We start from the raw sequence: 19,619 nt of genomic DNA on the forward strand, positions 1-19,619 counted from the left end.
GCCATGGGCCGTGCGCACCGACATGCACCGTCATCTCACCGACTCGCTGACCGGCGTCCGCAACCTGGGCATCCTCGCCCACGTCGACGCGGGCAAGACCACCATCACCGAACGGATCCTGTACGTCACCGGCGCCACCTACAAGCGTGGCGAGGTGCACGACGGGACGACCGTCACCGACTTCGACTCCCAGGAGCGCGACCGTGGAATAACCATCTTCGCCGCGGCGGTGAGCTGTGCCTGGGACGGCCACCGCGTCCATCTGATCGACACCCCGGGCCACGTCGACTTCTCCGACGAGGTGGAGCGCTCGCTGCGGGTGCTCGACGGCGCGATCGCGGTGTTCGACGCCGTCGCGGGCGTCGAACCGCAGAGCGAGTCGGTGTGGCGGCAGGCCGACCGGCACGGGGTGCCGCGGATCGCCTTCGTCAACAAGCTCGACCGCGCCGGCGCCGACCTCGACACGGCGGTCGCGTCGATCCGCGAGCGGTTGCGGGTGGTCCCGCTCGTCGTCCAGCTGCCGATCGGGCGGGAGGACGGGTTCACCGGCGTGGTGGACCTGCTGCGCATGCGGTCACTGGTCTGGGCCGGAGGCCGCGACACGTTCGAGGAGGGGCCGGTGCCGGACGCCCTGCTGGAGGAGGCACACCGGCGCCGGCGACTGCTGGAGGAGGCGGTGGCCGAACTGCACCCGGCCGCGCTGGAGGAGTTCTGCGCGGAGTCGGCGATCTCCGCGCCGACCCTCGCCGCCGCACTGCGCGACCTGACCCGTACCGGTGAGGGCGTGGTGGTGCTGTGCGGATCGGCCTACCGGAACCGGGGGATCGAGCCGCTGCTGGACGCCGTCGTCGCCTACCTGCCCTCGCCGCTGGACGTGCCGCCGGTACGCGGCACCGAGGACGGCTTCCAGGACGGCTTCCAGGGCGGCGCGGTGCGGGAACGGGCCGCCGACCCGGCGGCGCCGTTCGCCGCCCTGGTGTTCAAGGTGAGCTCGACCGCCACCGGGCGGCTGTCCTACCTGCGCGTTTATTCGGGAACGATCCGGAAGGGAGACACGGTGCTGGACGCGGGCGCGCGGCGTACCGAGCGGATCGGCCGGATCCTGCGGGTACAGGCCGACCGGAACACCGAGGTGGACCGGGCGACGGCGGGGGACATCGTTGCGGTCGTCGGGCTGAAGGCGGCCCGCACCGGGGCCACCCTGTGCGAGCCCTCGGCACCGCTGGTCCTCGAACCGCCGGCCGTGGCCGATCCGGTGGTCTCCGTCGCGGTCGAGGCCCGCAGGAGCGTCGACTCCGGCCGGTTGGCGTCGGCGCTGGCGCGGCTGGTCGAGGAGGATCCCTCGCTGGTGGTCCGGACCGACCCCGAGACCGGCCAGACGGTGCTGTCGGGAATGGGCGAGCTGCATCTGGAGGTCGCGGTGGAGAAGATCCGCCGCGCCCACGGCCTGGACGTCGGCGTCGGGCGGCCCCAGGTCGCCTACCGGGAGACGGTCGTGCGCGGGGTGTCCGGGCTGCTGTACCGGCACGTCAAGCAGGACGGCGGCGCCGGCCAGTTCGCCCACGTCGTCCTCGACGTGGAACCACTGGAGCCGCTGGATACCGCCCCGGACGCGGCGGGCTTCGTGTTCGGCTCGACCGTCGTCGGCGGGCGGGTGCCGAAGGAGTACGTGCGGGCGGTGGAGGCGGGATGCCGGGACGCGCTGGCCGAGGGTCCCCTCGGCGGTCATCCGGTGACCGGCCTGCGGGTCACGCTGACCGACGGGGCCACCCACCCCAAGGACTCCTCGGAGATGGCGTTCCGCACGGCCGGACGGTTCGCGCTGCGTGAGGCGCTGCGGGCCGGTGCGATGGCGCTGCTGGAACCGGTGGTCGAGGTCACGGCCACCGTGCCCGACGACGCCGCCGGCGGGGTACTGGGCGACCTGGCGGCCCGGCGCGGCCGGGTCTCCGGCTCGACCGCGCGGGCCGGGACGGTGGTGATCACCGCGACCGTCCCGCTGGCCGAGCTGTTCGGCTACGCGACCCGGCTGCGCAGCCGGACCCAGGGCCGGGGCACCTTCACCACCCGGGCCACCGGGTACGCCCAGGTGCCGGGCATAGTGTCCGACGGGACGCCGTCCTCGTAGAACCCGTTGAGAACCGGTAGGAAGATGGCTCCGCCTCCGGGCGGGGCCGTCGCCCGGCGACGCTCGCGGTGGGCGCGGCCCTCGACGGTCTGATCGGGTGGGCCCGGGTATGCGTCTCCCATCACACGCCCGCCCAGGCCGTCCGAAACGGGGGCGTGGAGAACTCGATTCGCGGTACCGGGTGAAAAGGGGTGACCGGACCAAGGAAACGGAGTTCACGCTTGAGTGTGGAAACAGACCTGGACGACGCGGAGGTGATCAAGCGTGCCCGGCGTGATCCCGCCGCCTTCTCGGTGCTGTTCGACCGGCACGCCCCCGCCCTGCACCGTTACGTGACGCGGCGCCTGGGAGACTCGATGGCCGACGACATCGTGGCCGAGACGTTTCTCACCGCCTTCCGGCGGCTCGGGCGCTACGACACCGATTACCGCAATGCCCGCCCCTGGTTGTACGGCATCACCGCCAACCTCATCGGCAAGCACCGCCGCGCCGAGGTCAGGGCGTACCTCTCGCTGGCCAGGACCGGGGTGGACGAGGTGGCCGAGAGCTACGCCGACCGGGTGGAGTCCCGGGTGACGGCCTCGGCGGCGCAACGCGATCTGGTGAGGGCACTCGCCGTGCTGTCGCCGAAGGACCGCGAGGTGCTGCTGATGATCGCCTGGGCGGATCTCAGCTACGAGGAGACGGCGCGGGCACTTGGCGTCCCCATCGGCACGGTGCGCTCGCGGCTGCACCGTGCCAGGAGAAAGACCCGCGAGGCCCTGGGCGGGGTCGATCCGTCCGCCATCTCGGAGGAGGAGACCGGTCGTGGATGACCTGAAGCTGCTGAGTGAGCTGCGGGCGAACGCGCCCGAGCCCGACGCCGACCGCCTGCGCGCGCTGCGGGCACGTTCTCTGCGCCGCCGCAGCCGGTTCCGGCCCGTGCTCTCGCTGCCGATGGCCGTGACGGCGGCCGTCGCGGTGATCGCGGCGGTGATCGTGGTGGTGAACGACGACGAGCGGCCGGTCGTGCCGCCGTCCGTCACCGTGGAGGCGACGCCGGTGAGCGCGGAGGTGATGCTGAGGAAGGCGGCGCTGACGGCCGAGAAGCGCCGGCCTGAAAGCACTCCTCTCCGTCCCGACCAGTGGCTGTACCGCAAGAGCGTCGTCATGCAGCCCGCCGACGGCTCGGTCGAGGTCCAGGAGTACTGGACGCGCTACGACGGCACCAGGCAGGCGACCCGGATGGGCTCGCGCCCGATGGAGACACGGACCATCGGGCCGGACCCGGGCGACGACGACCTGTCCCCCCGGCAGTACGCGGCCAGGCTGGCCAAGCTGCCCACCGACCCGGACAGGCTGCTGGCCCACGTCAAGGGCGACTTGCACTGGAGGGACAAGCCGGACGCGGAGCGCGGTCTCCACGAGCACCCGGACGCGCGGGCGTTCCGAGTGCTGTCGCTCTACCTTGGCCAGGAGGAGCACATGCCGCCCAAGCTGGAGGCCGCGATCTTCCGCGCCCTCGCCCGGATTCCGGGAGTCCGGGTGGACCTCGGCGTACGCGACGCTGTGGGCAGGTCGGGCATGGGCATCGCCTACGAGGTCGGCAGCCCGGGCTACGGCACGCAGCGCGACGAGAACGGCCAGGTCACCGAGCGGTCCTACGTCATCCTCGACAGCACGACCTATCGCCATCTCGGCATGCGGACGGAATACCTGCAGGACTATCTCATCGGCGGTGAGGTGGCCTTTGAGAAGGGGAGCGTCTTCGCGACCGCCGAGGTCGCGTCGGGAGTCGTCGACGAACCCGGGCAGATCCCTTAGGAAGACGACGCTTCCCTTAGGAAGACGACGCTGGACGGGTTTCCCGGGGAGCCGACGCCAGAGGCACCGAGAAGCGCCGGAGCGGCGTCGTCCGGTAGAGGGTGTGTCGTCAGTCGTCCAGGGCGACGGTGACGCCGCCGGAGAAGACGGAGTCATGGAGTGCGATCGCCTTGATCTTGAAATTCTCGGGAACGTCGAAGATCAGGGTCCCGTTGAAGGCGCGAACGCCCAACCGAGTTTTCTCGAGAACTCGCTCAGGACGAAGAGCCCGCGGCCAGCGCGGTGACCAGGCCGTCGAGCCGGCCGAAGGCCCGGGCCAGGCCCAGGTGGTCGATATGGTCGCGGGACTCGACGATGACGCCGTCGCGTACCCGTGACACGAAGACGCACGGCACCGCGAAGGGACGGCCGCCGGCCGAGCCGACGTAGCTGAACTCGAAGACGACCACCTCGGGATCGGCCGTCTCGTGGACGTGGCCCACGGGCTCGAACCGCTCGGCCCGCGCCTGGCCCGGCCCCTCGGCGAAGTGCCGGCGCAGCTCGGCGCGGGTGCGCAGCGGCGTGTCGCCCAGTGGCGCGAACGGGTGCCGGACGTCGGTCCGCTCGGCGTACAGGCCGGACAGGTGGTCGAGCTCGGCCTCCCGCTCGCGCCCGGTGAGCTCGCCGGCGATCAGGCGGCTGACTCCCGCGGCGACGGCCTGGACGACCTCCGCTGGTGTGTACGGCTGCGGCATGGCATTCTCCCAAATTAACCGTAGTCTGGACTACGGTAAGATTACCGTAGTCCAGACTACGGTTAAAGCCCTGAAGTGAGATCAGAGATCAAAAGGAGGCCGGATGCGGCAGGACGCACGGGAGAACCGGGAACGGATCCTGGCCGCGGCGGAGGCGGTGTTCGGGGAGTACGGTGCCGCCGGATCGACCGAGGAGGTGGCCCGGCGGGCCGCCGTCAGCATCGCCACGGTCTTCCGCCACTTCCCGACCAAGGAGGAGCTGGTCGAGGCGGCGCTGCTACGGCATTTCGAGCAGCTCACCGACCGGGCCCACGCGCTCGTCGCCGACGCCGACCCGGCCGTGGCATGGCGCGCCCTCATACGGACGATGATCGAGACCGGCGCCACCAAACTCACCCTCATCTCCCTGGTGGCCGACCGCGACGAGTTCCCCGCTGGCGCCGTCGCCGCGTCGAACCGGTTGAAGTCCGTGGTCAGCGAGGTCCTGCGCCGGGGACAGGACGCCGGGGCCGTCCGGCCCTCGGTCACGGTCGAGGAGGTCTATCTGCTCATCCGCGGCCTGGCCCAGGCATCGGCGACGACGCGGACCCCGCCCGACACCCTGGCCCGCGCCATCGACGTCGTCCTCACCGGCCTGTCGCGGCCCGGCCGGCCGGCACCCACCCCCGCCTGACCGGCCATGCGCGAGACCGGGAAAACCCCGCCGCAGCACCGGCCGGACATGGTCAGGACGGTGATAAAAGGGATATGTCTTGCTTGATTGCTTTTGGTGTGACGTGTCACTGCGAAAGCAAAAATAGGGGAGCGAAAATCGATCTTCTGCGCTTGGCCTGGCTCGTGATGAAACCTGGCGAGGCTCGCAGGAAACCGGCGGGTTTCGTGGAAAACGGCAACCGCCCCTCGAGTTCGGGATTCCGTACGAAGCTCAGAGCGTCGGCGCAGGTCCTGGCCGGAGAATTCGTCCGTGATGGGCGCCGCCTCCTCGTCCGGCGGTTCGGGGCGTCCCAGGTGAGGGTTCCGCGGGTGCTGTGCTCCTCGGTGACGGCGGCAGGTCCGTATTATTTGTTCCGTGTTCTCAGCCGGTGGTTCCGCCCCTCACCATCACCACAACGTCGATGGGCGTGTTCCCGGACGGCCTCCCTGGTGGAACTTCCCGCTCAGCCTGATCTGGGCGTTGGCCCCGCTGTACACCGCCGGATTCGCGACCCCCTTCATCATCGGACACGCCGCGGTGCAGCTGAAAAGCCGGATCACCGGATTCGCGACCGGTGTCTACGGCGTTCTTCTGCTCGCGTTCGTCGTGATTTCCGGAATTTACAGCGACAATGACCCCGCGACCAAGGAACCACCGGTCGATGTGATCGTGGGAATCATGATCATCGTGGGCTGGCTGGGCGGCACGGTGCACGCGTTCATCCTTCGGCCATCCGTCTTCCGTACCCGGCCGGCGGTTCACCCCCCTCCGGGGGCCTGGCAGTACAACCCCGTGCCGCCGCCTCACCACCGGGCTCCGATGCCCCCGACCTCGCCCTATCAGGCTCCTGCCTCCCGGCCCTACCAGGCTCACCCGACCCCGACCCCGACCCCGACTTCACCCCCCGCTCCGACCCCATCCTTTTCCCCGTCCCCCCAGTATCCGGCGGACACCGCATCCGGCTCCCGTCCCTTCGGCGAGATCGGGCCGTACCGGCTGGATCGGAAGATCGGTGAAGGGGGGCAGGGAGCGGTCTACCTTGCGCACGGTCCGGGCGGGCAGCCGGTGGCGGTCAAGGTGCTGCACAGCCGGATCATCGGTGGCGCGGCCGAACGCGAGAGTTTCGTCAAGGAGGCCGCCATGGCCCAGCGGGTGCGTCCTTTCGCCACGGCCAAGGTGATCGACGTCGGCGTCATGGGGGACGTGGCCTACATCGTCAGCGAGTACGTGCCCGGTCCGTCACTGGAACGGCTGGTCAGACAGGGAGGGCCGAGGGGCGGCGACAGCCTGACCCGGCTGGCCATCGGGACGGCGGGAGCGCTGGCGGGTATTCACGCCGCGGGCATCGTGCACCGGGATTTCAAACCGGCCAATGTCCTGCTCGGCCCGGACGGTCCCCGAGTGATCGACTTCGGGATCGCCAGGGCGCTGGACCAGGTCACGATGACCTCGGGCGTCCTCAAGGGCACCATGGCCTACATGTCTCCCGAGCAGATCTCCGGCGAGCACGTCGGCCCGGCCTCCGACGTTTTCAGCTGGGCCGCGACCATGCTCTTCGGCGCCACGGGCAGACACGCCTTCGACGCCGGCTCCACGCCTCTCGTCTACCGGAAGATCGTCGCTCATCATCCGGATCTGTCCGTGCTGCCGTCGGCGCTCCAGGCTCCGCTGGCCGCCTGCCTCGCCAAGGATCCGGGTGGCCGGCCGACGGCCGCCGAGGTGATGATGCTGATCACCAGCTGACCCGGGACAGCGCCTCGGCGTACAGATGGACCGGCCTCGTCACCCGATCGACGACGCCGGGCAGCGCAGGCAGGTCCCGTATGAACGGCAGGAGACGGTGAAAGACCTCGTCGGCGCGTTGCGGACGCCGGTCGGGTTCTCGCTCCAGCAGTGCCATCACCAACTCGGCGAGCTCCTTCGGCACCGCGGCTCCCAGCGGTGCCGAAGGGAGGCCGAGATGTCCGCCCGTCTCGGTGACGAAGCCCGTCGACCGGACGACCCGGCGGCCGGTGAGCATCTCGTGGAGGACGCATCCCGCCGAGTACAGGTCGGTCAGCGCGCTGGTCCTGCCCTCGCGGAACTGCTCGGGAGCCATGTACGGCTCGGTTCCCGGTGCCTCCATCGTCCCGGTGATCACTGAGAAGTCAGGCGACCCTTGGACCGTCGCGACACCGAAATCCAGGACGACGAGGGTCGCGTCGCGGCAGAGCATGAGGTTGCCCGGCTTCAGATCCCGATGAACGAGCGAGCGAGCGTGCGCCGCCGACAGCACGGCGCACAGCTGTGCTCCGATCAGAGCGGCCCATGAGACGGGGAGCCTCTCGTGCGCGTCGAGCACGTGCGTGACGGGCCAGCCGTCGACGAACTCCATCACCAGGAAGAACCCGTAGTCGTCCTGTCCGAAGTCGTGGACCGCCGGCACTCCGGGATGGCGGAGCGAGGCCATGATCCGGGCCTCGCGCCTGAACCGCCGGACGGTCTCCTCGGTGAGCCTGTCGCGCCGGACACGCTTGACGGCCACCTTGCGGTTAAGGTGACGGTCGACCCCCTGCCAGATCTCCCCCATACCGCCCCGGCCCACCGGCTGCTGTAGCTCGTAGCGCTGCGCGACCAACATGGGACTCCGATTGTCAGGGGTCAGACATCGGTCGACCGTTGGGGAGATAACCGGATCCGGATCTTACCGGTGGTGGTGTGGAAGTACATCCGGCACCGCCCCTCTGATCAGGTCGGTGTCGGTGTTAGTGCACAAGGAACCCCGGTACTTCAGCCGCACATCCGGATCTTGGCTTGAACTGGCCGGTTCGGATGTCTGGGACATGGCCATCAGGAGGTGAGACGGGAGAGGAACTCCTGGGTTTCCGGGTCCGTGGAGTAGACGAACGTGCCGATCATTCCCCGGGTCAGCAGCACCTTGTAGGTGTTGCGGATCAGTCGATCCGCCTGCTCGTCGGTGGTTCCCCGGGTGAGCGCGGGATCCTTGCTGAACGCTCTCCTTGTATGGAGCCTGCCGTCCCGGACGACGAGATCGGGTCCGATGATCACACCGTTCCAGTCGTACTCGAATCCCTGGGCTGTGTAGACACAGCCGACCTGCTCGAACCCTCCGTCCAGGGTCGCCCACAGCGCGCTCGCGGGTGCGCTGCCCACGGCCCTCTCCTCTTTGACGTTCCACGGACGGGACCAGTCACCGATCCGTACGTCATGAACGAGCGTGTCGTCGCTGTTCGGCTTGCTCCACGGCCAGCAGAAGCCGGCGGTCATGCGCGCCGAGTAGCCCTCACCCAGTTTCGAGCGCAACAGGGCCTCGAGCTCCTGCGGCGACTCCACCGGAGACACCACGAAGTGGTCGTCTCCCGACCACCGAACGGGGTGGTCACCCCGTAGGCCGAGGAGGTGAAGCACCCACTCCTCGTAGGCGCGGCTGCCTCCGCAGCGGAACTGCCCGTCGAGCGAGATCTCGTGAACGCGGAGGCCCCGAGCTTCGGCATGCTCCCTGATCTCGGCGGCGGTGCCCATCTCGCCGGGCCGCACGACCTGGTGTTCGTCCAGCAGGAAGACGGGAACGCGGGCGGCGTCGATCAACTCGTCGACCTGACGGCGGTCGCTGCGCAGGCGCGCGGGCGTGTAGCGGTTCTGCGAGGTCTCACGCAGCCGGTGGGACTCGTCGCAGATGAGAACTTCGAGGCCGTTCTGCTCGGCGGTCGTGAAGCTGTTGAAGTACTTGAAGAGGCTCTTCACCTTCGAGGAGCCCTTGCCCGGAACCCTGCGCAGCGTCTCGGTGAACGACCGTGATCCGGTCGCGTGCAGGACCGCCCGCCCCTGCCTCGACAGCTCACCCAGCAGGGAGAGCGCGATGACGCTCTTACCGCTTCCAGGTCCACCGGTGACGATGACGACTTCCTTCGAGTCCGCCCGGCGAGCTCTGTCCACGGCGTTCAGGACGATCTCGTACGCGAGACGCTGCTCCGCCAGCAGGACGAACTGCTCCCGGTCCTTGATCTCCTGGGCGGCCAGCTTGAGAAGCTGCTTGGAGGGACGCACCGCACTGGTGAGCAACCGGTCGGCCGCGTCCGCGCCGGACTCGGGAGCGAACTGATCGCGAAGGTAGGTGAGGAAGGCGCCTCGCCGAGACTTGGTGAACAGGCGGCTCCGCTCGTCCTGCTCCCGCGTGTAAAGATCCTGGATGTCGAGGTCGGCCGCGTTGTGGAGGTAGGCCACGCCCCTGAGCGCGTCATCCCGACCCTCCAGAGCACCGACGAAGTCGGCGAGGTAGTCGCAGTAACCCCGCACCTGGAGTGCGGGGTGCAGCTTGGGACCGCCCGGCATGCCCTCGACCAGCACGAGCTTCGGATCCTCCTCGAAGAGCTCGGCCTGGCTCCACTGCTTCAGCTCCACCACCACGTAGGCGTCGCCGCCGGTGCGGCGGTCCACTCCCGCGAGCACGACATCGGCCCGCATGCTGGTCAGCGGGAGCTGGTATTCGACCAGCATCTCGACGTCACCCAGCCCGGCGCCGACCAGGTCGCGGGCGAGGATGGGCAGGCTGCGATCCCAGGACCTGCGCTCGGCCTCGGAGGTGTTGACGCGCACCGTTCTTCTGAGATGCTCGGCGATGACCTCGCTGAGCCGTTGTTCGGGGACCGAACCGTCGGTCGCCAGCTTGGCCAGACTTTCGGCGGAGTGCCGAAATGCCGTCACGGACCTACCCCCAGGCAGCACGAGAGACTCGTGCGGTATGGGAGCGTGTCCGCGATCAGAGGATCGGCGGAAGCCCGTCGGGCCGCATCACTACGCCCGGCACATTACCGCGATCATCCGACAAAATCAGGCGAGCGGCGGCGCCTTCCTGGCGGACCCCCGGTAAGCCTCCACGCTGTAGCGCTGCTCGCTCTGGTCGAGCTTCGCGTGGGCGGCTTCGACGAGATCGACGTTGAGCACATCGGCGAGCCGGGTCAGATAGACCATGACGTCGGCGAGTTCGGAGCGCAGGCGCCCGGCGGCCTCCGGATCCTCCATGGTGCGCGCGGACTCCTCGGGAGTGAGCCACTGCAGCTCCCCGAGGAGCTCCCCGACCTCCCCCGCCAGGGCCATGGCCAGGTTCTTCGGCGTGTGGAACCGCTCCCACGCCCTGTCGTGCGCGAACCGTCGCAACCTGTCGGCCAGTTCCTCAAGCTCCGTCATGGAAGCACGCTACAAGTCGCGGAAACCAGGGGCCGAACAACCCAGTACAGTCTCCGGGATTCCGACAGACCAAGGAGGGCCGGATGGGGCGCGAGGTGGGTCACGACTCCCGGACGCTCTGTGCGATCCTGCTGAATCCCGCACTCCGTCCCGCTCCTGAGACCATCTCGTACCGCAATCTTGGTTGTGCTCTCCCCCTGGTGGGCTGCGGGCGGATCCGGCTGGCGAACCTGTTGGACGTTCCCACCAAGGACCAGGTCCAGCTGGGCGCCACAGTGATCGAGGCGTTCGAGGTGGCCCGGTCTCGGGCTCTGCTCGCCGAGGCGGTTCTCGCCGCCGACGAGATTCTGTTCGCCTGGGGGGCGAACCGGGTCACCGGCCGCACCGGCGTCGTGTTGCGGGAGCAGGTGTCCTGGTTGCGTCGGCACTTGAAGGACACCGGGGTCCGCCGGACCTGGATGGTGGCGGGCACCCCGCGCCATCCCTCCCGCTGGCGGCAGTACGTCGGACCGGAGAAAGCGCGGGTGGAGGGCAGCACCTTCGAGGACCGCCTGGCGAAGGTGCTGGCCGCGCACCCGCTCGAATAGCGAGCTGATCGCGGTCTTGGCCGCGGTGACTCACGTACGGACTCGGTTGTCACCGCAACTCCCCGCATGTGAAAACTCCTGGAGGGCGACAGGCGAGAATGCCCAACCCGAGTAGCACGCCTTCGAGGTTTTTTGTCCTGAATTCGACTGTTTCAAGAACTCTGTTGGCCATAAAAGGACCTGGTGGCTGAATCCTGATGATCAGGACGGCAAAGCGAGGTAGTTTTTCCGCATAACAGAGTTTCGAGTGGGCCGGTGGAGGCGGATCGAGTGGTCATCGACGGTCGCTACGAGCTGGATACTCTCCCTCTGGGACAGGGCGGGATGGGCGAGGTCTACGGGGCCTATGACCAGAAGCTCGACCGCAGGGTCGCCGTCAAACTGCTCCGCTTCCCCTACGGCAAGCACGACGAGGGGTTGGTCAAGCGTTTCCTCCACGAGGCGCGGATCATGGCCAAGCTGGAGCATCCGGGCACACCGCCTATCCACGACGTCGGTGTCTTCGAGGACCCGAAGATCGGGCCCCGGCCGTTCATGGTGATGCAGTTCGTCGAGGGCGCCACGGTGGACCACATCCTGGGGGAACACGGGGTGCTCCCCGTCAGCTGGGCCGTAGGGATCGCCGCGCAGGTCGCAGCCGTGCTGTGCGCCGCGCACGAGCGGGGTGTCTTCCACCGTGACCTCAAGCCGTCGAACCTGATGGTCTGCCCCGACGGCACCGTCAAGGTGCTGGACTTCGGCCTGGCCATGTTCCACGACCCCGAGTTGTCCAGGCTTACCCGAACCGGCACCATTTTGGGCACCCCCCTCTACATGTCGCCGGAGCAGGTCCGGGGCGCGGTGGTCACCCCACAGAGCGATCTCTACTCCCTCGGCCTGGTCCTGCACGAGATGCTCACCGGGGAGCGGGTGTTCGACGGGAACTCGGAATACCGCATCTTCGAGCGACAGGTGCACGAGGCCGCTCCCTCGGTGCGGGAGCACCGCTCCGACGTGCCGGCTGAACTGGACCGGCTCGTGCTGCGACTGCTGGCCAAGCGTGCGGAGAATCGACCGGCTCGGGCGGAGCTCCTGCACACCGCCCTGCTCCCCTTCGTGGACGAGGTGGGACCGCTGCCCGGGGTGACGAGCCCCGGCACCAGCCCGGTGCAGATGTACGCGGAGGTCGTCAGGCGCATCACCGCCCCCGGGAATCTGCGGTCAACAGCCGGTGTGTCTGAGCCGCCCCGACAGGCCGACCCCGAAGACTTCAGCAGGGAGGACCTGGCCCAGGCCCGGAGCGAGGCCGAGGCGCTGGCGAAGGCGTCACGTTACGGCCAGGCGGTCGAGGTGCTCGACGCCGTCGTGGCCCCCGCCAGCCGGATGGCCGGCCCTCTCGACGAAGAGGTGCTCGCCATGCGCCTGCGCCTGGGGGAGGTGCTCTTCGAGGGCGGTGACTACCGCCGGGCGGCCCCGGTCTTCGGGGAGCTACGCGTTGACCTGACGCGCAAGCACGGTCCGCACGACGAGGGAGTGTTGCACTGCCATCGGCAGGAGGCGACCTGCAAGGCGCTCATGGGGGAGACAGGACAGGCGCTGAGGATGTTGAGGAGCCTGCTAGTCCAGGAGCAGGCCGTCTTCGGGAGGCACGATCACCGGCCGCTGGAGCTGAGACGGCAGATCGGCCTCCTCGAGCTCGGCGCGGGTGACACCGAACGAGCCCGGCACACCCTGTCCAACCTGCTGGAGGATCTCGTCAGGCTCCACGGATCCGATCACCCCGACACGGTCAAGGTCCGGGACGGACTCGCGCGTCTCTCCGTGTGAGGTGCTGCCAAGGGGGCTCGTAGAGCGCACAGCAAAACTCAGTGAGCTAAGTACACAGTTTTTCTTGTGGAAAACCCAGTTTTGTGTGTACGTTTTACTTGAGCTTGGGAAATTCTATTGCCGTCTGCGGCAATGGGAGAACCGCACGCCCTATTCGTGAGACATGTACGCCTTTGGTGTCTTTGTCTGATTTGTGAACTCGAATCAACTGTAACCGGAATTGGTAGTTGCGGTCCATCGAGGATCGGCCCAAAGTCCTTCTAGTCGGACCAAAGCCTCCAAAGAGTATTTCGGCTACTTATTTGTTTATGGACAGACCGAAAGGGTTGTAAGCGCTGTGAGATGTCTACCCCGTCCTGTTCGCGGGACCTCGCGATGACGGGGGCCAAGCTGGAGGAGCTCACTCCCGGCGCCCTCGTCGGCGGGGTGACACCGGACGGGGACATCACCGTCGTCGCGGTCAAGTGGTACGGCTCGGGCGCGGTCAACCTCACCTACAAGACCGGCACCGGCCAGGTGACCGAGCAACTCCTCTACCGGGACGACGAAGCCCGGCTCACCCTGCGCAGGGCGTCCGCCGCCTACGGGTTTGACGGCGACGGCGCGCTGTTCAAGCTCGCCGCCGAGGCGCTCCGCATCCGGATGGCCGCCCGGTTCGACCCGATGCTCGCGGTGACCACCAGCGACCTGGAGCCGCTACCGCATCAGATCCAGGCGGTCTACGGCGAGCTGCTCGACCGCACCCCGCTCCGCTTCGTCCTCGCCGACGACCCCGGTGCGGGGAAGACCATCATGGCCGGTCTCTACATCAAGGAGCTGATGCTCCGGGGCGATGTGGAACGATGCATGATCGTCGCGCCGGGAGGTTTGGTCGAGCAGTGGCAGGAAGAGCTGCTGGAGAAGTTCGGCCTCCGGTTCGAGCAGCTCACCCGCCAGCTCATCGACGCCCAGCTCGACGCGAATGTCTTCGACAGCCAGCCGCTGCTCATCGCGCGGATGGACCAGCTCTCCCGCAGCGAGGAGCTGCAGGTCCAGCTCGCCCGTAGCGACTGGGACCTCGTCGTGGTCGACGAGGCCCACCGGATGTCCGCCCGCTACTTCGGCGACGAGCTGAAGAAGACCAGGCGCTACCAGCTCGGCGAGCTGCTCGGCGGGCACGCCCGCCACCTGCTGCTGATGACCGCGACCCCGCACGCCGGCAGCGAGGCCGACTTCCAGCTCTTCATGGGCCTGCTCGACTCCGACCGCTTCGAGGGCAAATACCGGGAGGGCCTCAGCTCCGCCGACACCGACGGCCTGATGCGCCGCATGGTCAAGGAGGACCTGCTCACCTTCGAGGGCAAGCCGCTCTTCCCCGAGCGCCGCGCCTACACCGTCCCGTACGAGCTGTCGGAGGCCGAGGACGAGCTGTACGGGGTCGTCACCGACTACGTTCGCGAGCAGATGGGCCGGGCCCAGCAGCTCGCCGCCCGGGGCGAGGGCCGGCGCGGCAACACCGTCGGCTTCGCGCTCACCGTGCTGCAGCGCCGCCTCGCCTCCAGCCCGGAGGCGATCCTCCGCTCCCTGGAGCGCCGCCACAAGCGGCTCGGCAGGCTCCGCCAGGAGCTGGCCGCCGGGACGAGCCCGATGGAGGGCCGCCTCAAGGACCGGCTCGCGGGTCTGCTGGGCAAGGCTCCCGAGGCCCTCGACGCCGACCTCGACGACCTGTCCAGCACCGAGGTCGAGGAGCTGGAGGACGACGTCGTCGACGCCGCGACCACCGCGCAGACGATCGCCGAGCTCGACAAGGAGCTCGGCCTCCTCGTGGACCTGGTCGAGCTGGCCCGCCGGGTGCGTAACTCCGGCACCGACCGGAAGTGGAGCGAGCTGTCCGAGCTGCTCCAAGGCAACACCCTGATCCGCGACAGCGACGGCACCCCCCGCAAGCTCATCGTGTTCACCGAGCACAAGGACACCCTCGAGTACCTAGCCGAGCGGATCCGCGGCCTGATCGGCCGGGAGGAGGCCGTGGTCGTCATCCATGGCGGTGTCTCCCGCGACCAGCGCCGCCGCGTCAAGGAGCTGTTCACCCAGGACCCGGAGTGTCGGATCCTGGTCGCCACCGACGCTGCGGGTGAGGGGCTGAACCTCCAGCGGGCCCACCTCATGGTCAATTACGACCTGCCGTGGAACCCCAACCGGATCGAGCAGCGCTTCGGCCGGATCCACCGCATCGGCCAGACCGAGGTCTGCCACCTGTGGAACCTCGTCGCCATCGGCACCCGCGAGGGCGACGTCTTCTACCGGCTGCTGGAGAAGATCGAGGAGCAGCGCCGCGCCTACAAGGGCAAGGTCTTCGACGTCCTGGGCGAGGCGTTCCAGGAGGAGCCGCTGCGCAAACTCCTGATGGAGGCCATCCAGTACGGGGACAGGCCGGAGGTCCGCGACCGGCTCAACCAGGTCATCGACGCCTCGGTCGGCGACGGCCTCGACCGGCTGATGGCCGAGCGCGCGCTGGCCCACCAGCGGCTGGGCGAGACCGACGTCGCCGAGTGGCGGCTGCGGATGGAGGAGGCCCAAGCCCGGCGACTGCAGCCGCACTACGTCAGGGCGTTCTTCCTCGCCGCCTTCAAGCTGCTCGGGGGGCGCGTCGCCGAACGCGAGTCCGGCCGCTACGAGATCAAGCACGTCCCCGGCGACCTGCTGACGCACGACCGGCAGATCAGGGTGGGCGTCCCGGTGCTGCGCCGCTACGAGCGCGTCACCTTCGCCCGCGAGCTGGTCAGGCCCGCGGGCCGCCCCCGCGCCGACCTGCTCGCGCCCGGCCACCCGCTGCTCGACGCGGTGGTCTCACTGGTCGTCGAGCGGTACGGCACGCAGCTCAAGCAGGGCGCGCTGCTGGTCGACCGCCGGGACGCGGGGGAGGAGCCGCATCTGCTGGCCGCCGTCTCCCAGGAGGTCGCCGACGGCCACGACCGGATCGTCAGCAAGCGCTTCGACTTCGTGGAGATCGGCCCCTCCACCGCCCGTACGGCCGGCGCCGCCCCCTACCTCGACTACGTGCCCGCCTCGGCGGAGGAGCGGCACCTGGTGACCGGGGTGCTGGAGGAGGGCTGGCTGGCGAGCGGGGTGGAGGACCTCGCCGTCGGCTGGGCCGTCGAGAACGGCCTGGCCTCGTTCGTCGACGAGCTCAGGACGAGGCTGGCGGCGGAGACCGCCCGCACTCGCGGCCTGGTACGGCAGCGGCTCCTCCAGGAGATCAACTACTGGGACACCCGGCACGCCGACCTGCTGGACGCCGAGCTGACCGGCAAGCAGCTCAAGATCCGTCCGGAGACCGCCGCCCGGCGGGCCAGGGACCTGGAGGCTCGGCTCCGCCGCCGGATGGAGCAACTCGACCGGGGCGAGCTGCTCCAAGTCCGGCCCCCGCAGGTGGCGGGCGGCGCGCTGGTCGTCCCGCAGGGCCTGCTCGACAGGCTGGCCGGGCTCCGCGCCGACCCGGCGACGGCGTACGCGCGGGAGACGGCCGAGGTGGAGCGGCGCGCGGTGGACCGGGTGCTGGACGAGGAACGCAAACTCGGCCGGCTGCCCGAGGAGATGGCGCACAACAACCCCGGCTACGACATCCGCTCCCGGACGGTGGACGACCACTGGGTCTTCCTCGAGGTCAAGGGCCGGATCGCCGGGGCGAAGGACTTCCACGTCACCCGGACCGAGGTGCTGAACGGCAAGAACGCGGGCCGGTCCTTCCGGCTCGCCCTGGTGAGCGTGCACCCGGACGGCCCGGCACACGACGAGGTCCGCTACCTCGTCGACCCGTTCAGGGACGTGGACTTCGGCGACTTCGTCGCCACCGACCTCGGTGGCGACTGGAACAAGGAATGGGCACGAGGAGGAGCACCGGTATGAACACTGGTACGGGTTCTGAGGGATACCGGCGCAAGCTGATCGAGGTAGCCCTTCCGCTGGAGGAGATCAACAAGCAGTCGGCCCGCGAGAAGTCGATCCGGCACGGTCATCCGTCGACCCTGCACCTGTGGTGGGCCCGCCGTCCGCTGGCCGCCTGCCGGGCGGTGCTCTTCGCCCAGCTCGTGGATGACCCATCCTCGCGGCCGGAGGAGTTTCCGACGGAGGAGGACCAGGCGCTGGAGCGCAAGCGCCTGTTCAACATCATCGAGCGGCTGGTCGACTGGGACAATATCAACGACAAGGCCCTGTACGCGGAGGCCAAGGCCGAGATCTGGAAGTCCTGCGATGGCAATCCGCCGCCGATCCTTGACCCGTTCGCGGGGGGCGGCTCGATTCCCCTGGAGGCACAGCGGCTTGGGCTGGAGGCGCATGCCTCCGACCTGAACCCGATCCCGGTGCTCATCAACAAGGCACTGATCGAGATCCCGCCGAAGTGGGCAGGGCAGCCTCCGGTGTTCCCTGGAGCGGCCGAATCCCGGATGGGTGACTGGCCTGGTGCTACCGGCCTTGCCGAGGACGTCCGTCGCTACGGGAAGTGGATGCGCGACGAGGCTGAGAAGCGTATTGGCCATCTATACCCCAAGGCCAAGCTGGCGGATGGCACGGAAGCCAACGTCATCGCTTGGATCTGGGCGCGTACGGTCACCTGCCCCAACCCCGCGTGTGGCGGCACTATGCCGCTGGTGCGCTCTTTCTGGCTCGGAAAGAAGAAAGGGAAAGAGCGCTATATCGAGCCAATTGTTGAGGGAAAGCGTGTCCGCTTTGAAATCCGGGGACCTGTAGGTCAGGCACAGGAAGGTACTGTTGCCCGCACTGGTGCTGTCTGTCTTATATGTAATACTCCGGCGCCGCTCTCTTACCTTCGAGAGGAAGGGAGGGGGGGACGGATGGCTGCTCAGTTGATGGCGGTTGCCGCAGAAGGTCCGCGGATGCGCTATTACCTTGCTCCAACTCAGGAGCAAGAGCAGGTTGCTCAGGTGTCAAGCCCTGCTGGCATGCCGGATGGAGAGATTCCAGATAATCCTCGTTGGTTTTCGCCGCCGCTTTTTGGCCTAACGACATATACTGACCTGTTTACTCCTAGGCAACTCGTTGCTCTTTCTGTATTCGGTGATCTCATTTCTGAAGCTCACGAAAAAGCGCGAATTGACGCTCTTGCTACCGGGTTTTCCCAAGGCGATGCCCTTGCCCGGGGAGGCAATGATGCCCAAGCTTACGCAGAAGCGGTCGCGACATACCTCGCTCTCGCGGTGAGCCGAGTAACCACGAGTCTCACCAGTCTTGCTACGTGGAACCCTGCACCGAGTAAGGAAGGTATCACTGGGCCATTTCGCCGCCATGCTCTACCAATGGCGTGGGACTTTGCGGAAGCAAACGCTCTGCTTGCGGGCCAACCTTCGGAGTTGCTGACAAGTGCCGAATGGATAGCGCGAGCCATAGACCTTCTTCCTCTTGGGGTAGGAAATGCGCGCCAGGTGAGCGCTGCTGGCCGTGATTATGACTCGATTCTTGTGTCGACCGACCCGCCTTACTATGACAATATTGGATATGCGGACCTCTCGGACTACTTCTATGTCTGGCTGCGGCGTTCACTTGGGCCTATATTCCCTGATCTTTTTGGAACGCTACTGACTCCCAAGGTCGACGAACTCATTGCCAATCCATATAGGCATGGCAGCAAAGTTGAGGCAACACAATTTTTTGAAGACGGTTTTAGGCAGGTTTTCTCTAGAATTCGAAAAGGGGCATCAGGGGACTTTCCAATGACCGTCTTTTATGCTTTCAAGCAGTCTGAGACCGATGATAGTGGCGAAGCTTCAACGGGTTGGGAGACTCTACTCGAAGGAATGATTCGTTCAGGCTGGCGGGTCGTTGCGACTTGGCCAATTCGTACTGAGCGGAGCGGTCGCATGATCAGTGTTGGAACTAATGCGCTCGCCTCTTCGGTGGTACTGGCGTGTTTGCCTCGGCTTAAAACTGCAGGAACGATCGATCGGCGAGGACTAATTAGCGCGCTTAAGGTAAAACTCCCTGATGCGTTGCGTGATCTTCAACAGGGCGGTATCGCACCAGTAGATCTCGCGCAAGCGGCGATTGGGCCAGGAATGGCGGTATTCTCCCAATATGCGCAGGTAAACGAGGCCAATGGTTCTCCAATGCGAGTCCGCGCGGCACTGATTCTGATCAACCAACTCCTCGCCGAGGTGTTGTCCGAGCAAGATAATGACTTCGATTCCGACACCCGTTTCTGCATCAACTGGTTCGAGATTCACGGCTTCGATGAGGGCAAGTTCGGAGATGCTGAATCGATTTCCAAGGCCATGGACACTTCCGTAGCGGGCCTCGATCGTTCGGGGGTGCTTAAATCCCGCGCCGGAATTGTGCAGCTCTTCAGCCCGGGAGAGCTTCCATCCCTCTACGACCCGGAGGCCGATGACCGGATCTCGGTCTGGGAGGTGGTCATGCACCTGGCCAAGCGACTGGATGAACAGGGCATCGGTGCGGCCGGGCAGTTGATGGCCGCCGCGAAGCTCAGGATTGACCTCGACACTGCTAAAGAGCTGGCCTACCGGCTCTTCGCGATCTGCGAGCGGCGCAACTGGGCCAAGACCGCCCTGCTCTTCAACGCCCTCGGCTCCGAGTGGCGGGAGATCGAGAATGCGGCGCGTACCGCCGCGCCGGTCGGGAGCGGTCAGGGCATGTTCGACTTCACCCCTGAGGAGGGCTGACGA

14 protein-coding genes are annotated in these 19,619 nt (G+C 67.5%); 9 read left to right on the top strand and 5 right to left on the bottom strand.

All coding sequences use genetic code 11. From position 1 onward, the window contains the following. Positions 1–22 precede the first annotated feature (22 nt). The 3 genes from fusA (at position 23) to AB0G15_RS19440 (ending at position 3,931) form a co-directional block, all read left to right on the top strand. Complete coding sequence (fusA, locus tag AB0G15_RS19430) at positions 23–2,128, top strand: elongation factor G (protein ID WP_362841489.1); 2,106 nt, start codon at positions 23–25, stop codon at positions 2,126–2,128. A gap of 227 nt (positions 2,129–2,355) precedes the next feature. Then, a complete protein-coding gene (locus tag AB0G15_RS19435) occupies positions 2,356–2,943 on the top strand; it encodes an RNA polymerase sigma factor (protein ID WP_362687829.1) in 588 nt (195 codons plus the stop codon). Next, a complete protein-coding gene (locus tag AB0G15_RS19440) occupies positions 2,936–3,931 on the top strand; it encodes a CU044_5270 family protein (protein WP_362841370.1) in 996 nt (331 codons plus the stop codon). The genes AB0G15_RS19435 and AB0G15_RS19440 overlap by 8 nt, the downstream gene beginning before the upstream one ends. 109 nt (positions 3,932–4,040) lie before the next feature. On the opposite strand, the gene AB0G15_RS19445 is transcribed toward AB0G15_RS19440, so the two are convergent. Continuing rightward, positions 4,041–4,163 carry a hypothetical protein gene (locus AB0G15_RS19445; RefSeq protein WP_362841372.1) on the bottom strand — a complete coding sequence of 41 codons (123 nt, stop codon included), beginning with the start codon at positions 4,161–4,163 and terminating at the stop codon, positions 4,041–4,043. A gap of 22 nt (positions 4,164–4,185) precedes the next feature. Next, a complete protein-coding gene (locus AB0G15_RS19450) occupies positions 4,186–4,665 on the bottom strand; it encodes a nuclear transport factor 2 family protein (protein WP_362841375.1) in 480 nt (159 codons plus the stop codon). A 103-nt stretch (positions 4,666–4,768) separates the two neighbouring features. On the opposite strand from AB0G15_RS19450, the gene AB0G15_RS19455 reads away from it, so the two are divergent. Together AB0G15_RS19455 and AB0G15_RS19460 are read left to right on the top strand one after the other, a co-directional pair. Then, positions 4,769–5,338: a TetR family transcriptional regulator gene (locus tag AB0G15_RS19455; protein WP_362841378.1), complete on the top strand. Its 570-nt coding sequence runs from the start codon at positions 4,769–4,771 to the stop codon at positions 5,336–5,338. 840 nt (positions 5,339–6,178) lie between these two features. After that, a complete protein-coding gene (locus AB0G15_RS19460; protein WP_362841492.1) occupies positions 6,179–7,102 on the top strand; it encodes a serine/threonine-protein kinase in 924 nt (307 codons plus the stop codon). Here AB0G15_RS19460 and AB0G15_RS19465 read toward each other — a convergent pair. The 3 genes from AB0G15_RS19465 to AB0G15_RS19475 form a co-directional block, all read right to left on the bottom strand. Then, on the bottom strand, positions 7,092–7,979 hold the full coding sequence (locus AB0G15_RS19465) for a serine/threonine-protein kinase (RefSeq protein ID WP_362841381.1): 888 nt from the start codon (positions 7,977–7,979) through the stop codon (positions 7,092–7,094). The genes AB0G15_RS19460 and AB0G15_RS19465 overlap by 11 nt on opposite strands. Positions 7,980–8,188: 209 nt before the next feature. Beyond that, a complete protein-coding gene (locus tag AB0G15_RS19470) occupies positions 8,189–10,063 on the bottom strand; it encodes a DUF2075 domain-containing protein (RefSeq protein WP_362841384.1) in 1,875 nt (624 codons plus the stop codon). Positions 10,064–10,189: 126 nt separating this feature from the next. Continuing rightward, on the bottom strand, positions 10,190–10,546 hold the full coding sequence (locus AB0G15_RS19475) for a nucleotide pyrophosphohydrolase (protein WP_362841387.1): 357 nt from the start codon (positions 10,544–10,546) through the stop codon (positions 10,190–10,192). Between the two features lie 83 nt (positions 10,547–10,629). On the opposite strand from AB0G15_RS19475, the gene AB0G15_RS19480 reads away from it, so the two are divergent. The 4 genes from AB0G15_RS19480 to AB0G15_RS19495 all read left to right on the top strand — a co-directional run bounded on the left by AB0G15_RS19480 (position 10,630) and on the right by AB0G15_RS19495 (position 19,616). Then, positions 10,630–11,133, top strand: coding sequence for a DUF1643 domain-containing protein (locus tag AB0G15_RS19480; RefSeq protein ID WP_362841390.1), 504 nt, complete (start codon positions 10,630–10,632; stop codon positions 11,131–11,133). A gap of 255 nt (positions 11,134–11,388) precedes the next feature. Next, positions 11,389–12,939, top strand: a complete 1,551-nt coding sequence (locus AB0G15_RS19485) for a serine/threonine-protein kinase (protein WP_362841393.1) — start codon at positions 11,389–11,391, stop codon at positions 12,937–12,939. A gap of 375 nt (positions 12,940–13,314) precedes the next feature. Further along, complete coding sequence (locus AB0G15_RS19490; protein ID WP_362841397.1) at positions 13,315–16,827, top strand: helicase-related protein; 3,513 nt, start codon at positions 13,315–13,317, stop codon at positions 16,825–16,827. Next, entirely contained in the window at positions 16,824–19,616 is a 2,793-nt protein-coding gene (locus AB0G15_RS19495) for a DUF1156 domain-containing protein (protein WP_362841400.1), read from the top strand. The genes AB0G15_RS19490 and AB0G15_RS19495 overlap by 4 nt, the downstream gene beginning before the upstream one ends. Positions 19,617–19,619: the final 3 nt, after the last annotated feature.

This window comes from Streptosporangium sp. NPDC023825, assembly GCF_040639575.1.
Taxonomy (GTDB): Bacteria; Actinomycetota; Actinomycetes; order Streptosporangiales; family Streptosporangiaceae; genus Streptosporangium.

Coding starts and splice junctions, on each gene's coding strand:
- fusA (WP_362841489.1), top strand. CDS start 23: ATGCACCGTCATCTCACCGACTCGCTGACCGGCGTCCGCAACCTGGGC.
- AB0G15_RS19450 (WP_362841375.1), bottom strand. CDS start 4,665: ATGCCGCAGCCGTACACACCAGCGGAGGTCGTCCAGGCCGTCGCCGCG.
- AB0G15_RS19455 (WP_362841378.1), top strand. CDS start 4,769: ATGCGGCAGGACGCACGGGAGAACCGGGAACGGATCCTGGCCGCGGCG.
- AB0G15_RS19460 (WP_362841492.1), top strand. CDS start 6,179: ATGCCCCCGACCTCGCCCTATCAGGCTCCTGCCTCCCGGCCCTACCAG.
- AB0G15_RS19465 (WP_362841381.1), bottom strand. CDS start 7,979: ATGTTGGTCGCGCAGCGCTACGAGCTACAGCAGCCGGTGGGCCGGGGC.
- AB0G15_RS19475 (WP_362841387.1), bottom strand. CDS start 10,546: ATGACGGAGCTTGAGGAACTGGCCGACAGGTTGCGACGGTTCGCGCAC.
- AB0G15_RS19480 (WP_362841390.1), top strand. CDS start 10,630: ATGGGGCGCGAGGTGGGTCACGACTCCCGGACGCTCTGTGCGATCCTG.
- AB0G15_RS19490 (WP_362841397.1), top strand. CDS start 13,315: ATGACGGGGGCCAAGCTGGAGGAGCTCACTCCCGGCGCCCTCGTCGGC.
- AB0G15_RS19495 (WP_362841400.1), top strand. CDS start 16,824: ATGAACACTGGTACGGGTTCTGAGGGATACCGGCGCAAGCTGATCGAG.